The organism is Myxococcaceae bacterium JPH2, assembly GCA_016458225.1.
GTDB lineage: Bacteria > Myxococcota > Myxococcia > Myxococcales > Myxococcaceae > Citreicoccus.
Genome location: JAEMGR010000001.1, coordinates 862,397 through 877,054, shown reverse-complemented (window position 1 = coordinate 877,054; position 14,658 = coordinate 862,397). Strand labels below are relative to the sequence as shown.

The 14,658-nt window shown below is 71.6% G+C and carries 11 protein-coding genes; 4 read left to right on the top strand and 7 right to left on the bottom strand.

Translation table 11 applies throughout. The features are described from left to right. Positions 1-42 precede the first annotated feature (42 nt). Positions 43-2,148 carry a protein kinase gene (locus tag JGU66_03625; protein MBJ6759837.1) on the bottom strand — a complete coding sequence of 702 codons (2,106 nt, stop codon included), beginning with the start codon at positions 2,146-2,148 and terminating at the stop codon, positions 43-45. A 419-nt stretch (positions 2,149-2,567) separates the two neighbouring features. On the opposite strand from JGU66_03625, the gene JGU66_03620 reads away from it, so the two are divergent. Continuing rightward, entirely contained in the window at positions 2,568-3,851 is a 1,284-nt protein-coding gene (locus tag JGU66_03620; protein ID MBJ6759836.1) for an amidohydrolase family protein, read from the top strand. A gap of 51 nt (positions 3,852-3,902) precedes the next feature. Further along, positions 3,903-4,433 (top strand): peroxiredoxin, encoded by a 531-nt coding sequence (locus JGU66_03615; protein MBJ6759835.1) that lies wholly within the window; start codon positions 3,903-3,905, stop codon positions 4,431-4,433. A 68-nt stretch (positions 4,434-4,501) separates the two neighbouring features. Here JGU66_03615 and JGU66_03610 read toward each other — a convergent pair whose 3' ends face one another. Both JGU66_03610 and JGU66_03605 read right to left on the bottom strand, forming a co-directional pair. Continuing rightward, positions 4,502-5,419 carry an SMP-30/gluconolactonase/LRE family protein gene (locus JGU66_03610; GenBank protein MBJ6759834.1) on the bottom strand — a complete coding sequence of 306 codons (918 nt, stop codon included), beginning with the start codon at positions 5,417-5,419 and terminating at the stop codon, positions 4,502-4,504. An 88-nt stretch (positions 5,420-5,507) separates the two neighbouring features. Next, the gene (locus tag JGU66_03605; GenBank protein ID MBJ6759833.1) at positions 5,508-6,476 is read right to left on the bottom strand and encodes a helix-turn-helix transcriptional regulator; all 969 of its coding nucleotides are present in this window, start codon (positions 6,474-6,476) and stop codon (positions 5,508-5,510) included. 151 nt (positions 6,477-6,627) lie between these two features. Here JGU66_03605 and JGU66_03600 point away from each other — a divergent pair, with 151 nt between their 5' ends. Further along, positions 6,628-6,891 carry a hypothetical protein gene (locus tag JGU66_03600; protein MBJ6759832.1) on the top strand — a complete coding sequence of 88 codons (264 nt, stop codon included), beginning with the start codon at positions 6,628-6,630 and terminating at the stop codon, positions 6,889-6,891. A gap of 64 nt (positions 6,892-6,955) precedes the next feature. Here the strand turns inward: JGU66_03600 and JGU66_03595 are convergent, their stop codons facing one another. Both JGU66_03595 and JGU66_03590 read right to left on the bottom strand, forming a co-directional pair. After that, a complete protein-coding gene (locus tag JGU66_03595) occupies positions 6,956-10,453 on the bottom strand; it encodes a hypothetical protein (GenBank protein MBJ6759831.1) in 3,498 nt (1,165 codons plus the stop codon). A 121-nt stretch (positions 10,454-10,574) separates the two neighbouring features. Continuing rightward, positions 10,575-12,689, bottom strand: coding sequence for a chloride channel protein (locus JGU66_03590; GenBank protein ID MBJ6759830.1), 2,115 nt, complete (start codon positions 12,687-12,689; stop codon positions 10,575-10,577). A gap of 197 nt (positions 12,690-12,886) precedes the next feature. On the opposite strand from JGU66_03590, the gene JGU66_03585 reads away from it, so the two are divergent. Further along, a complete protein-coding gene (locus JGU66_03585; GenBank protein MBJ6759829.1) occupies positions 12,887-13,324 on the top strand; it encodes a peroxiredoxin in 438 nt (145 codons plus the stop codon). A gap of 42 nt (positions 13,325-13,366) precedes the next feature. Here JGU66_03585 and JGU66_03580 read toward each other — a convergent pair whose 3' ends face one another. Then, complete coding sequence (locus JGU66_03580; GenBank protein MBJ6759828.1) at positions 13,367-14,131, bottom strand: DUF1109 family protein; 765 nt, start codon at positions 14,129-14,131, stop codon at positions 13,367-13,369. Next, positions 14,128-14,655 (bottom strand): RNA polymerase sigma factor, encoded by a 528-nt coding sequence (locus JGU66_03575; GenBank protein ID MBJ6759827.1) that lies wholly within the window; start codon positions 14,653-14,655, stop codon positions 14,128-14,130. The genes JGU66_03580 and JGU66_03575 overlap by 4 nt, the downstream gene beginning before the upstream one ends. Between the last annotated feature and the right edge of the window lie 3 nt (positions 14,656-14,658).

Genomic DNA, 14,658 nt, shown 5'->3' with positions numbered 1-14,658 from the left:
ACTGCGTCGCGAGGGCTCGTCACCCCCGCGCGCGGCGCGCGCTCAGTTCCCCGACTTGCACTCGGCGGCCAGGGCTTCCGCGCGTTCGGGGAAGCGCTCCGTGAGGGCTCGCTTGACCTCGGCCACGGCGGCGGCGTCTCCCGCGTGCGCGTGGAGCTGGCAGCGCGCGGCCAGTGCTCGCGGGTCCTGCGGCGCGAGGCGCTCCGCTTCCCGATAGGCGCGCTCGGCGCCGCTCGCGTCGCCCTGACGGAAGAGGATGGCACCCAGGTAGTAGTGCGCCTCGGCGAGCTGTGGCCCCTTTCGCACCGCTCGCTTCAGCAGCGCCGCGGCTTCGTCCACGCGCTCCTGGCGGAAGCGCACGAAGCCCAGCTCCGCGAGGGACTCGGGATCCTCGTGCTCGCGCGTCCAATTGGACAGAACGGTCGCGGCCTCGTCCAGTCGGCTCGCGCGCGACAGCATGCGCCCGTAGCGCGGTGCCACGTCGGAGTGATTGGGCGCTTGGGTATAGGCCTTCGCCAGCGTGGCCAGTGCGCCCGGCACATCGCCTTGGCGCTCGCGCAGCTCGGTGAGGGCCAGCGGGACGCGGAGGTCCTTGGGGGCCAGCGAGGCCGCCACGTCGAGGGCATGCTCCGCGCGCTTGCCCATGCGCAGCTCGGTGGCCGCTCTCGCGGCGAGCAGATGGGCCTCCACGTCCTGCGGGAAGCGCGCGGCATAGGCCTCCGCCAACTCCAACGCCTTCGCGTGCGCACCCGAGGCCAGCAACAGCGCGCTCGCACGGGCCAGCTCCACCGCGGTCGCGCGTGCGTCCGTCCCCAGTCCACTCAGGGCGGCGACGCGCGTCTCGGGGGTGGTGGCCGCCTCGGCCAGCGCGAGCTTCTCGGTGGGGGGCGTGCCTGGCTGGCGGAGGTACCACGTCGCGCCGCCGCCCAGCGCACCCACCAGCAACAGTCCACCCAGGACCCCCGCCACACGCTTGCCGCGTCCCCGAGACGACTCCCCGGCGGACGCGTCCTCGATGCGCGAGGGCGACGCCGCGCGCGGTGGGGTGGCAGGCTCAGGCGGAGGCGAGCCCGCGACGCCCGGAGGCGGGAGGATCGCGGCGGGGATCGTCGCCGCATAGCTGGGGGGCACGATGCCCTGGTTGGGCGGCGTCCCCGAGTGGGAGGGATCCGCGAGCCGCGCACGCCGCAGCGCCAGCCGCTTGGGGTCGGTGCCGGGCGGGAACAGCACGTCCACGTAGGCCGCCACCTGCGCGGGCGTGGAGACCTCGGCCTGGCCTCCGATGGACTCCAGGGCATCGATGAAGGACTGGAGGCTGTCGAACCGCGCGGCCGGGTCGCGCGCGAGCGCGGTGAGGCACACCATCTCCAGCGCGGGCGGCACGGACGGGTCGAACGCGGTGGGCGGGCGCGGGCGTCCCTCGGCGATGCGCGTGAGGACCTCTTCGGCGTTCATCCCCGTGAAGGGCCGCCGTCCGCACAGCTGCTCGTACAGCATGACGCCCGCGGCGAAGATGTCCGCGCGGTGGTCCACCGAGCGGCCGGCGATCATCTCCGGCGACATGTAGAAGAACTTGCCCTTGAGCGTCCCCGGCTCCGTGCCCGAGCCCAGCGCGTCCGCCTTGGCGATGCCGAAGTCGATGACCTTCACCGCGCCATTGGTGCCCACATGGATGTTGTCGGGCGTGAAGTCGCGATGAACGATGCGCAGCGGCCGGCCGCTCTCGTCCACGGCGCGATGCGCGGCGTCCAGTCCTCGGCACGCATCCACGAGCACCCGCAGCGTCAGGCCCAGCGGCACGCGCTGCCCGCGCTCGGCGGCCTCCTGGCGCACCTCCGCGAACGAGCGACCCTCCAGCAACTCCATGGCGATGAAGGGCTCGGTGCCCTCCATGCCCAGCTCCAGGATGGTGACGACGTGCGGGTGGCGCACCTGCGCGGTGATGCGCGCCTCGTTGAGGAACATCTGCACGATGCGGCGGTCCGAGGCGAGATGCGGCATCAACCGCTTCACCGCGACCGCGGGCCCATGCCGCCCGTCCTCTTCGATGCGGCGGCCCAGGTACACCTCGGCCATGCCACCCGTCGCGATGCGCGCGCTCAGGCGGTAGCGGCCCACCCAATACAGGCTCTGCTCCGACGGCTCCACGGTGGGGGCAGTCTACGTAGCAGCGGCTCCGCTTCCCAATCTCCTTCTGCACGGCTTGATCGACCGCCCTGTCGGCAGGCGCGATGCCCACATGTTCCCCGGCGCGCCGCCTGCGACCTGGAAGTGCCCGGCTCACTCGTGGCGACGCGTGGATCAGCCCCCGCTCAGGTGTCCGGACACGCACCGAGGTCCCACCTCCACGGCTTGGATGGGCGGGACACCGGGGCGGAAACGACCCCCTGATGTGGGGATGTGACACGTACGTTTCGCACACCGAGGGTCGTGGCCGCGCCGCATGTGGGTGCACTCCCTTCCAGTGCGCGCCAGGGCTCAGGGGGAGTGCTAACGTCGGAGCATTCCGTTTGGGTCTTGGGGCGGGGACCGTCAGGCACTCAGTCGCTGCGTCTGCTGGAGGGATGTTGGGCACCGTCCTCAAGGGTGGATACGTCGTCGAGCTGGAACCCGCGCTGGTGGAGCGCGTGGACCTTCGTATCGAAGGAGACCGCATCGCGGCGCGGGGGCCGGACCTCCAACCGAGGCCCGATGACGAGGTCGTCGCCTTGTCCGGCAAGCTCGTCTTCCCGGGGCTGGTGAGCGCGCACCATCGGCTGCACATGATGCTCGGTCGGGGCATGCCGCAGCCCGCGCTGGAGACCTATCAAGAGTCCCTGGAGCGAGTGCGCTGGCGCTACGAGAACGCCCTGGACCTGGACGCGGTGCAGGTGGCCGGCACCGCGGGCGGTCTGGAGGCGCTCCAGTGCGGCACCACCACGCTGCTGGACCTGCACTCATCTCCGAAGGCGGTGGCGGGCTCGCTGGTGCGGCTGGCGCGCGGGCTCCACGAGGTCGGGGTGCGCGGCGTGCTGTCCTACGCGGTGTCGGACCGCGTGGGCGCGGTCGGGCGCGAGGAGGGCTTGGAGGAAACCGTCAGCTTCGCGAAGAAGGCCAAGGGCCGCTTCCGAGGCCAGGTGGGCGCGGGTCCCAGCTTCACGCTGTCCGATGACGCGTTCCAAGGGCTGTCGGAAGCGCTGCACGCCACGGGCACCGGCCTGCACGTGCCGCTGGCGGAGGACCCGCTCGACGAGCGGCTCTCCCTGGAGCGGCATGGGGCCTCGCCCGTGGCGCGGTTGCTGAACGCGAATCTCCTCTCGCCGCGCACGCTGCTGGCCCACGTGGGGCACCTGGCGTGGGCGGACCTCGCGCAGGTCATCGCGACGGGCTCGTGGATTGTCCACACGCCGCGCTCGAACCAGGGGTTGGAAGTGGGCTACGCGCCGGCGCTGAAGTTCGGCGCGCGCGCCACGCTGGGCGCGGATGGCGTCTCCGCGGACCTCTTCGCCGAGGCGCAGGCCGCCTACCTGCGCTCGCGCGAGGCGGGCCAGCCCATCGACGTGCTGCGCTATCTCACCAACGGGCATCGGCTGGCGTCGCAGGTGTTCGAGGCGGCCATCGGGCCCATGCGCGAGGGCGCGCTGGCGGACCTGCTGGTGCTCGACTACCAGCCGCCCACGCCGCTCGCGGCGGGCAACCTCGCGTGGCACGTGGTGTACGGGCTGGGCAGCCGCCACGTCGAGGCGGTGATGGTGGATGGGGTGTGGCGCGTGTGGGCGCGCCGGCCGCTGTCGGTCAACCCCACGGTGGTGGCCGAGCAGGCGCGCGAGGCCGCTGCCTCGGTGTGGGGCCGCATGGCCGAAGCGGGGTAGGGCTCTCGGGCCGGCTTGCAATCCACGCGGGAACGCCTTCAAGTCCCCGCCATGCTCATTCCCTTGCTCGTGGCGGGTCTGGTCAGCGCGGCCATTCCCCAGGTGGGCGAAGTTGCCCCGGACTTCACGGTGAAGGACACCACCGGCGCCGTGCACACGCTGTCGGAGATGGTGAAGCAGGGCCCGGTCATCGTGGCCTTCTTCCCCAAGGCCTTCACGAGCGGCTGCACGAAGGAACTGACGGCCTACAAGGACCGGTACGCCGAGGTGGAGAAGCTCCAGGGCCAGGTGCTCGCCATCTCCATGGACGACGCGGAGACGCTCACGCGCTTCAAGACGGACTTGAAGGCGCCGTTCCCGTTCATCCCCGACCCCGAGGGGAAGCTCGTCGGCGCATACGACGTGAAGATGCCGGTGCTGTCGCTGGCCAAGCGCTACACGTTCACCGTGGGCGAGGGGCGGAAGATCCTCAAGGTGGACTCGGGCGGTGACGCCGTCGATCCGACCGGCGCCATCACCGCGTGTCCGCTGCGCAAGCCGGCCGCGCCCGCCTTCAGCCCCAGCGACGCCGGGACGAAGTAGCCGAGCACCCGGCGCACGACCCCCGGGACGCATGGCGCACTCCCGGGTGTGCACCGTGCGGCAAGGCTTCAGTGCGCGGGGGCGAGCGCCGTGTCGAGGGTCTCGATGCGCAGCGAGTTGTCGAGCAGCATGGGCAGCAGCAGCCGCTGACGACGCGCGTCCAACCCGATGTCCGCGACCCCCATCTGCTTCGTCGCGGTGGTCGAGTAGGTGCCGCCCTCTCGGCCCACGAGCAGGTCGCCCGCGTCCCAGCTCGAGAGGACGACCCGTCCGTCAGCCAAGGCGACGATTCCGTCGAGCTGCCCCGCCGGCATGTGCTGCACGGCGCTTCGCGTGCCCTCGGCGGAGAGCCGGTAGACGTCGCCCGTGCCCATCGTGGCGACGAGCAAGCCGTCCTTCCACTCGACGCCGTTGGGATGACCGAGCGCCTCGCCCTTGGCCACCGTGCGCACCGAGCCGTCCGGGCGGATTTGGTAGATGGCGTCGGTGCCAGTGGGCTCGAAGGCGCCGCCGTTGTCGCGATACCCCATGTCGGACGCGTACACCGAGCCATCCGGCGCGCTGACCAGGTCGTTGATGAACGTGGCGCCTTCGAGGGTGATGTCGCTGAGCTGCCGACCCGTGTGGCGATCGAAGCGCCTCACGACGGCGATGTCGGAGACGTAGAGCACGTCGCCCGAGAGCGCCATGCCCTTGGGGGCATCGAGGTGGACGTCGGCGCTCCGGCCGTCAATCCACGCGAGGTTCTGGACGGTGCCGTCCGGCGAGACGCGCGAGATGAAGCCATCGTCGTCCGCGACGAGCGGGTTCCCCGACATGTTGCTGACCAGGTAGACGTCCGCCTCGGGGTCGTGAAGCGCGGACTCGGGCGAGGAGAAGCCCTGGACGACGATGGGGGAGGGCAGCGACGGCGGGGGCGTCGTCGGCGGCGAGTCGTCGCAGCCCGCGAGCAGCAGCGTGAAGCAGAGGAGGTGAGAGGTGCGCATGGGAGTCCCTGGCGCGCTCCGCCGGGAAGTCGGCGGCGCGTGGAGGGACTCATAGGGAATGGCGTTCGGGCTCGCGTTCCCGCGCCGCTCAAAGAAGTGCCCGGTCCGCTCGGGCTCGGGTGCGTGGGACTCCGGCCCAGTGGCGGTACCGGCGGCTGAACTTCGCGGGCGAGGTGTAGCCGCAGCGCTGCGCCACTTCGGCGATGGCCAGCCGGGGATCCGCCAGCAGCGAGTGGGCCAGCGACATGCGCTCCTCCAGCAGGAGCTGGCGCAGCGTGGTGCCTTGGGACGAGAGCTGGCGCCGCAGCGTCGCCTCGCTCACGCCGAACTGCCGGGCCACCTGCGTGGCGCGCGGCGTCTCCGCGAGTCCTCGGCGGAGCCACTGGCGCACGGCGAGGATGGGGTCCTGGCGGAAGTGGGAGCGAGGCGCGGGCTCCTCGGACAGGCCGCGGTACTGGACAGACAGGCTCAGCAGCACGTCTTCCAGGCGGTGCCGCAGCACGGTGGCGTGCGTCTCCACCTCGGGGATGCTCTGGCAGTAGTGCAGCAGGGCCAGGAGCGCCGAGCGGTTCGGCTTCAGCACATGGGGCTTGTCCGGGGAGAAGGCGCCGAAGGTGGGGGACACGCACAGCGAGGGGTGGTGCTGCTGGAGCTGGGCACCCACCTCGGGCGAGACGTCCATGACGAACGCGCGGTACTCCCCTTGGTGCGGGACGTTGGTGATGCTCAGGCTCATGGGGCCGGGCAACACGAGCGCGCTCCCCGTGGGGACCGCGAAGCGGCGGCCCTCGTGCTGCACCTCCTTGTGGCCGCGGCAGATGATGGCCAGCAGTGGGCGCGTGAAGTCCAGGTGACGGAAGCGCTCGCGGTTCCACGCGACATAGACACCGAGCCGCGCCAGTGGGACCTCACATGGGTCCATGCCGCCGGTCCGCTCGGGGCGGAGCTGCTCGGCGGCGCGCTCCAGCTTGTGGAAGAGGGCGGCGCGCTCGAGCTCGGGGTCCTCCTCGAGGGCGTGGTCTTTCAGGGGGAGGGCGGCGGAGGTCACGGCGCGCATGGACACGCTGTCAGCACACCGCGCTGGGTGGGCCGGCGACAAGGATTTCGTAGGGATGCCCTCGGGCGGAACAGGCCTCGCGGATAGCTGACATGAGGCTGTCACGGCCCCGTCGCAAGGTATGCGCCGTAGCCGGGGCGAGCGCCCTGGAGTGGCGCCCGCGTGTCCGGGGCCCGTGGAGGACGTGATGCTGTGGATGCTGTTCTGGCTGGATGTGTCGGTGTGGCCTGCGCCCACGCGCAAGCACAAGTCCGTGGCGCGCAAGTCGGGGCGGAAGTCTCCCGCGAAGCGCAAGCCCGCCACGTTGCCGGACTCCGTGGCGTGGCTGCCGGACCGGATGGGGCCCGGCGTGCCATCGGAGGTGGCGCCGACGCGGCGTCGCTCGGGGCAGGTGTCCGCGCGCAAGGCGAGCTGACTCGCGCGAGGTCCGTTGCTCGGCGCAGATGTCCGCTGCGCAAGGCGCGATGCCCCGGGCGGGGTCAGTCGCTCGGCGTGCCCAGCCGAGCGTGCGCGGCCAGCTCACGGGGCGGGAACACGAACTGCGCCGCTCCCGACACGAGCGGCGACGGGTCCGCCTGGAGCGTCTCGAGCGCGGCGAGCTTCTCGGGCGTCCATCCGCGCCGAGGCCCGGCGTCGCGCACGAGGCACCCCAGCGCCACGCGCCGGGCCTCCGCGCTGGAGCTGGCGCGGAGCCGCGCACCCACCGAGTCCAGCGCTTCGAGCGGGAGCCGCTCCACCTCGGCGTGGCAGGCCGCTTGCGCGTTGGCGTCGAGCAGGCCCGCCTCCCCCAGCTCCGCGATGCGCGCGGCGAAGTCCAGCGGCTCCAGTCCCGCCGCGGCACAACGCACGCGGAGCGCCACGAGCCGAGGGTCCTCGCTGACGACCCGCTCGGCGATGCGCGCGGCCTCGGTGAACACGGGACGCCATTCTCGCATGTCCGTGAGGACCAGGCTCGTCGCCACTTGGAGCGCGCGCCGGTCGGACAGCACTGCCCTCAAGTGCGGCTCCAGCCGCGAGATGACGCGCTCGTCACTCCGGGTGAGCAGCGCGGTCGTCGCGGCTTGCACCTCGATGTCATAAGGCGAGGCGATCCGCGTTCCGCAGGCATCCAGGAAGACGTGCGCGCGGTCGCGTATGGCCAAGAAGGGAGCGCGCTGAAGCAGCTCGATGCGGGCCTCCGGCTCGGGCCGCGCCAGCACCAGGGCGAGGACGGCGGACAGGCGCGTGTCGGTCTCGGCAGTGAGTCGGTCGGCCGGGATGTCTCCCACGCGCGTGGCCATGACCATGTCGCTGCCCGTGGCGGCGCGTTCGAAGATTCCCCAGGTCGGCTCGCGGTCCAGGTGGTCCCACAGGGCGCGGAGCAAGGCGATGCGCACATCGCGGTGAAGCGGCTGCGCATCCAGTTCGACGAGGCGCGCATAGGCGGCGTCCGAGCGCATCTCTCCCAATAGGCGCACCACCTCCTTGGCCACGGTGACCTTCGTCAGCGGAACATCCGCCAGCAGCGCCACCACCCGCGCGGGAGGCATGCCATGGAAGGCGCGGCGCAGGCCATAGATGGCGATGCGCGCGAGGCTCCCCTCCAGACTGCGCACCAGCGTGGGCGCCCCCTGCCCCTGGTCACAACGCGCCATCACCCGAAGGGCACGCTCCTGCACCACCGGCCGTGAGTCGTTCACCAGGGCGCACAGGCCCTCCATGGGCGCCCAGTCGAGCGCGGCCATCCGAGTCACCGCGGTCAGCAATGCCGGCGTGTCGCGCTCCGGATCCGCGCACACCTCCGCGAGCGCGCGCGAGTATGCGGTGCATTGCGCCTCGGTCCATCGGAAGAAGTCCGCATCGAAGGGCAGCAGCCATCGCGTCGTGCCCGTGGCGAACTTGCCGTGGATGACCGGGCCGTCCAGGTACGGCCCCAGAAGGTCCTGCCTCCGCCTGTGCAAGTGGTCGCGGACGACCGAGAACTGGATGGTGCTGGCATCCTGCTTCAGCAGGCGAGGGACCAGCATGTCGAACGACTGCACCGCGAAGCGCCGCATCGCCATCAGGGCGCTCTCCGAGTGGTTGCCCAGGTGCAGGGCAACGCGCTCCAAGCCCGCGATCAGCTCCGGGTGGAGGGCTTGGCTTTTCGGCTCGCTCGATGCCAGTTCGACGATGTTCTGCTCCCAACCCTGGTCGAACCAGCGCCGCATCGTCGCGCCCAGACTCGCCTCGAAGCGGGGACGGTCGTTCTTCGCCATCCCGCGCGTGAGGCCGAGTGCCAACACGTATGAACGGGTGGTGTCGCGCACGGACTCGAGCAGCTCTTGCAGACCCGCGACGAGCGCGATGCGTGAGCCCAGGCTCGAGGCAAGTCCGAGCATGGCTTCGCCGCGTCCGCGCTTGGACCATGCGCGAGCGATCGTGAGCAATTGCGGTGCTGTCAGGCGTAGGTCCTCATCGGAGAGGTGCTCGCCCAGGTTCGGCTCCTCGATGCCACCACGCTCCTTGATGAAGGTGCCCAGCCAGCGCGCGCCCCACTCGGCATCCAGCCGGAAGGTGCGGATGAGGAGCTGCTCGGCGCTGAACGCGGCCTGATAGGAGAGGTCCGCGGCGTCGAGCGCGTCCCGCAGAATCTGACCGATGGCTTTCGTGTGTTCGGGACGGAAGGCCCTGCGGGGCCAGCTCGTGGGCAGGTGCAACATCACGCGCCGCACGGTGTCCTGCTCGTTCTTCCTCGAGAGGATCATCGCCAGCGCGGCATCCACCACCTCGGGGGCGTCCGGACGCAGGCTGGGGATGGACAGGAGCGCCGCCAAAGCCAGTCCTCGCACCGAACCCTCGGGGTGACCCAGGTAGGGCTGGAGCACGTCCAACGCCTCGTCCCAGGGCAGCAGCCACGCATAGGGAATGCGAGTTTGCGGTGACGGCTCCAGCGCGACGACATCGCGCATGTGGCGGCGCGCTTCTCGCTCCCTCAGGGATTCGGGCAGGGCGTCCAGCGCTTCGAGCGCGACGATGCCGTCGGCGTTCTGCATCGCGCGGCTCCAGCGCGCGTAGACGCGGTCACGCTCCGCGCCCTCAGGAATCCGCTTCAGCAAGTGGGTGCCCCATGCCGGCGCGAGTTCCACCGCGGCGCACCAGGCCTCGGCGACGGCGACGCAAACGGTCTCGGGGAGCTTTTCGAGCAGGAGCCTCGCGTCGCCCAGTGAAGCGGGCTGATTCATGACCAGCCACTGAAGGGCCGCGACGTCCAGCGCATGCGCGCGGCGCGCGAAGATACCGGCCGGAGTGGGAACGGCCGCATGCCGCTGGAGGAGTGCAACGGTCTGCACGGGCTGATGTTCCGCCAGCCGCCTCCAGGTCGGCGCGGACAGATGGACGCCACGGGACAGAAGCAGGTCAGCGAGCGTGAGGCCCGCCGTGGGTGCCTGGTCCGCGATGCGCGCGAGATAGGTGTCGAGGAGCTGGCGCGTCACCGGATCCGGCACGCCCTCCACCGCGCGGAGCTGCTCGGCGAGCACGTCACTCAAGGCGGTGGGAGCGAAGCGCGCCAGTCTCGCCCAGAAGCGGCGGCTCGGCCGCTCCAGCGCGCGGGGCAGATGCTTGCGGAGTCCCACGGCGGAAGCGAGGGGGACGACATCGGCGAACCCATGGACGCCATGCTGGGTCGTCAACCAGTCGAGGTACGCATCGACGACGCTCTGGCGCTGTCGCTTCACCAGGCCCAGTAGCAGTTGCCCCTCGCGGCGCATTGCGTGCGCCATCTTGAGAGCCTCCAGCGCCTGGAGGTCGTCACAGACCTTCGGAACGAGCAGGAACGCCAGGGCCCGGATGCGGGAGGAGACATCCGCGGTGGCCCGGAGCACGCGGCCTCCGTCCTTCCAGGTGAACTGGGCGACCAGCGCGAGCCGTCGCTCGTAGGCGGAGCCCAGGCTCAGGGTGTCGAGCAGCGAGCGGTCCGTCTCTCGCGTCCTCGCTCCGCGCCCCAACTCGACCATCCGTCGCACGCGGGCATCGTGGGGGAGGGAGGACAGCTCGGCGTGGAGGGCGCGCAGGGCGGCGTCAGGCATGGGCGCGCAGGATGCCTGCGCGCACCGGTTCCTGACATGACGCGACCGGTCAGTGGCGGGCCTCCGCTGGAGTGATGGGCGCGTCCCCTTGCGCGTGGGCTCGGGTGTGCTGCGCGAAGAGGAAGCGGCGCACGGCGGCGCGGGTGAGCAGGCCGCACGTTTCCGCGCCGGGCGCGCGGCTCACCGGCAGGGCGTCCACGTCCTCCTGGTCCATCGTCCGCAGCGCCTGGGCCAGGTCCGTGTCCGGCGCGAGCGAGGGCAGCTTGCGCGCCAGGTCACTCGCCACGAGCAGCGGATAGACGGACTCGTCGCGCCACACCTCGCGGAGCTGCTCCACCTGCACGGTGCCGTAGACGCGGCCCTCGGTGTCGAGCACGGGGAGGGTGCCCGCCTCGGCGGTGAGCAGCAGGTCCGTCAGCGGGCGCAGCGGAGTGCCCGCGGGCACGGGCACCTGCTCGGACATCAGCGCGCGCACGGGCGTGGCCTGGAGCAGGTCCTGGTCGCTCTCGACCTTGGGCGCCTTGCGCTCGGTGAGGTAGTGGCAGAGCGCGGACGCGATGGTGCACGTCACCATGAGCGGCAGGATGATGTCGTGGCTGCCGCTCAGCTCGTACAGCATCATCATGCCGGTGAGCGGGCCTCGGGTGAGCGCCGCCACCGCGCCGCCCATTCCGACGATGGCGTAGGCGCCGCTCGGGCCGGTGCTCGCGGGGAAGAGGTAGTGCACCAACGTGCCGAACGCGCCGCCCGCCATGGCGCCGATGACGGCCGCCGGGAAGAACGTCCCGCCCGAGCCCCCCGAGCCGATGGTGATGGACGTGGCCACCAGCTTGAGCACGCACGCGGCGACGAGGAAGAAGAAGGGCAGTTTTCCCACCGCCGCGAGGTTGATGTAGTCGTGCCCGCTGCCCCACACCGTGGGGCTCACCATGGCGAGCAGGCCCGCGCACAGGCCGCCCAACGCCGCGCGCTGAGACAGCGGCCGGGAACCCAGCCACGGGGACAGCCGTCCCCCCATGCGGCCGTGGAAGAAGTGCTCCACCCCGTGCAGCATGCGCACGAACGTGAAGGCCAACAGGCCGCAGCCGATACCCAGCCCCGCGTAGGCGAAGACCTCGGCGCCGCTGATGAGTTCGTAGTCGACGTGGTGAATCATGGGCGCCTCGCCCAGGACGCCCCGGCTCACCAGCGTCCCCGCCACGCTGGCGAGGATGATGGGCGAGAACACGCGCAGCTCGAACTCGCGCAGGATGATCTCCATCGCGAACACCGCGCCCGCGATGGGCGCGTTGAAGGACGCCGAGATGCCCGCGCCCGCCCCACACGCCAGCAGGATGGCCAGCTCCTTGCGGCTGAAGCCCAGCACCCGGCCCACGGTGGACGCGAACGCCGCGCCGCCATAGACGATGGGCCCCTCGCGTCCGCCCGAGCCGCCGCTGCCGATGGTGATGGCGGAGGCGATGAGCTTCAGCAGCCCTCGGTCCGCGGGCACCATGTTGGCGCCGCTCTTCACCGCGCGGACCACCTCGGGGACGCCGTGGCCGTGCGTCTCCGGTCTATCTCTCAGCAGGCGCCCCACCGCGAGGCCGCCCAGCATGGGGGACAGCAACATCACCCACCAGGGCAGCGTGGGCAGCAAGCTCGGCAGGTCGTGCGAGTGGCCGAACACGCTGTTGATGGCCGCCAGCGCGACGAGCGGGTAGTAGAGCGACAGGGCGCCCAGCGTCAGCAACGAGAGCAGCCGCAGCCGGCGCTTCACCTCGTCGCGGGGGCCGCCCGGCTCGATGACTCGCGCCACCGCCAGGGCGCCCAGCGCGAGCGGCGCGCCCACCAGCATGTATTCGAAGTGCCACCGTGCCTGGGAGAACGCCTCCACCAGCGAGCGCAGCTGCTGCGAGCCCGGTTGCAGCGCGTGCGCCAGGTCCGCGGCCCCGAAGGCCACGCCGCTCACCACGCCGATGAGGTTGGCGAAGATGCCCGCGGCCAGTCCGCTGTAGAGCCCCACCACCGCGCCCGCGATGGGGAGCACCGAGGGCCCCGGCAGGCGAAGCCGGTTGGAGGCTTGGAGCGCGGCATGGGTGAAACGCCGCAGGTCCGAGCGGAGGCGGGTCCGCAGGGCGCGCAGGCGGGCGCGTTGGTCCGGCGGAGGTTCATCGGTGTTCATTTGTGCTCCCACTAAGCCAGGAACACCTCGGCTTCAAGTGACTTGGTGAGCGGGCTGGTCGGCTGCCGCCCACGCCACAGTTCGACCGGGTGTCCCCAGCGGAGAGGGGAGGTGGGCGTGGTACGAGGGGCGTCCCGGAGAGTCAGCGGACACCAGGCGGGGCGGGGCTCCGGGCCGCCACGCGAGCGAGGCGTCGCATGCTCAAGGCAGGAGACACGGCTCCGGACTTCACCGTCCAGGACCACACCGGAAGAACGCATCGGCTGGCGGACTACCGGGGCAAGAACGTGGTGCTCTGGTTCTATCCGAAGGCGGATACCCCGGGCTGCACGGCCGAGGGCTGCGGCTTCCGGGACCACAAGCCGAAGTACGAGCAGAAGGACACGGTCATCCTGGGCATCAGCTTCGACACGCCCGAGGAGAACCAGGCCTTCGCGCGGAAGTTCGACTTCAACTTCCCGCTGCTCTGCGACACGGACCGCAAGGTGGGGTTGGCCTATGGCGCGGCGGACGATGCCTCGGCGGCCAACGCGCGCCGGGTGGGCGTCATCATCGGGCCGGATGGCAAGGTGAAGGCGTGGTACCCGAAGGTGGACGCGCGCGCCTTCCCGCAGGAAGCGCTCCAGCAGCTCTGACGGAACGCCGGAGCCCCGGGAGCGAACCCAGTCGCCCCGGGCTCACGGCGCGTAGCTGCGTGAACCGAGCCGCGAGCGCACGAGCACCGCCAGGCCCGCCAGCGCGAGCCAGGGCGCCACGTGGCCCCACAGCACGTGCGCCACCGTTCCATTGGGGCAGTGCAGGTGCAGCACCAGCAGGCCCGCTCCCGCGGCGGACAGTCCGGCCGCCAGCGCGCGCCCCAGGGTGAAGGCCGAGCGCCGCAGCAGCACCAGCGCGACGGCCAGCGGCGCCACGGACATCCCCACCTCCAGGCCCAGGCAGATGAGCGTTCCGGACAGGAACGGCCGATGCGACAGGCCCGAGCCACACAGCACCTGGGCCACCGCGAGCCCCGCCACGCCCACGCCCAAGGCCACCCACGGTCGAGGACGGCGCAGGGGCGCCAGCGCCAGCACCGCGCCACCGCCCACGACGAGCATGAGCAGCAGCGCCAGGGCCACCACCACCGGAGCGGGCGCGGCGTTGAGGACGAGCCCCTTGCGCCCCAGCGCCAGCAGCCCCGCCGCGATGACGGCGGCGTCCACGGCCAGCAGGAGACCCAGCTCATGCCACCACGGCGTGGGGCGAGGGCTCGCGGCCAGCTCCGCCAGGGCGAGCCGCCGCGCGGACTCCAAGGTCGGAGGTGTCGGTGAAGGTGGCGCCTCCAACGCGCCAAAGCCCTCCATCAGCGCACGGCAGTCCGCACAGGCGGCGGCGTGCGCGGCCAGCGGGGCGGGGAGGGGCTCGCCCAACAGGTCCAGGACCTGCTCGCACTCGGGCGTCATGGCGACACCTCGTCGCGCAGGGCGGCCAGGAGTTCGCGCAGCCGCGCATAGCCCCGGTGCGCGCGGACCTTCACCGCGCTCTCGGTGAGGCCGAGCACTTCGGCGATCTCCGCGAAGCCCATGCCCTCGAAGCGGTGCATGAGGATGGGCAGGCGCTGCCCTTCTGGCAGCTGCGCGAGGGCGTGCTGAACGGTGCGCTCCAGGCCCGCGTCGCGCGGTGCCGGCAGGTCGGCGGGGATGGTGCTGGGCAGCTCGCCCTCGGAGGTCAGCTCCTCGGGGCGGCGACCGCGACGCTGGTGGTCCCTCGCCGCGTTGGTCGCGATGGCGTACAGCCAGGGCTTCACCCGCGCGCCCACCTGGAAGCGGCCCCGCGCGCGCACCAGGGACAGGAACGTGAGCTGCGCCAGGTCCTCCGCGACCGCCGGGCTGCCCGTCACCCGGGTGAGGTAGCCGTGGATGGGGCGCGAATAGCGCAGGAAGAGCGCATCGAACGCCGCGGCCTCTCCCTGACAGAACCTCGCCATCAA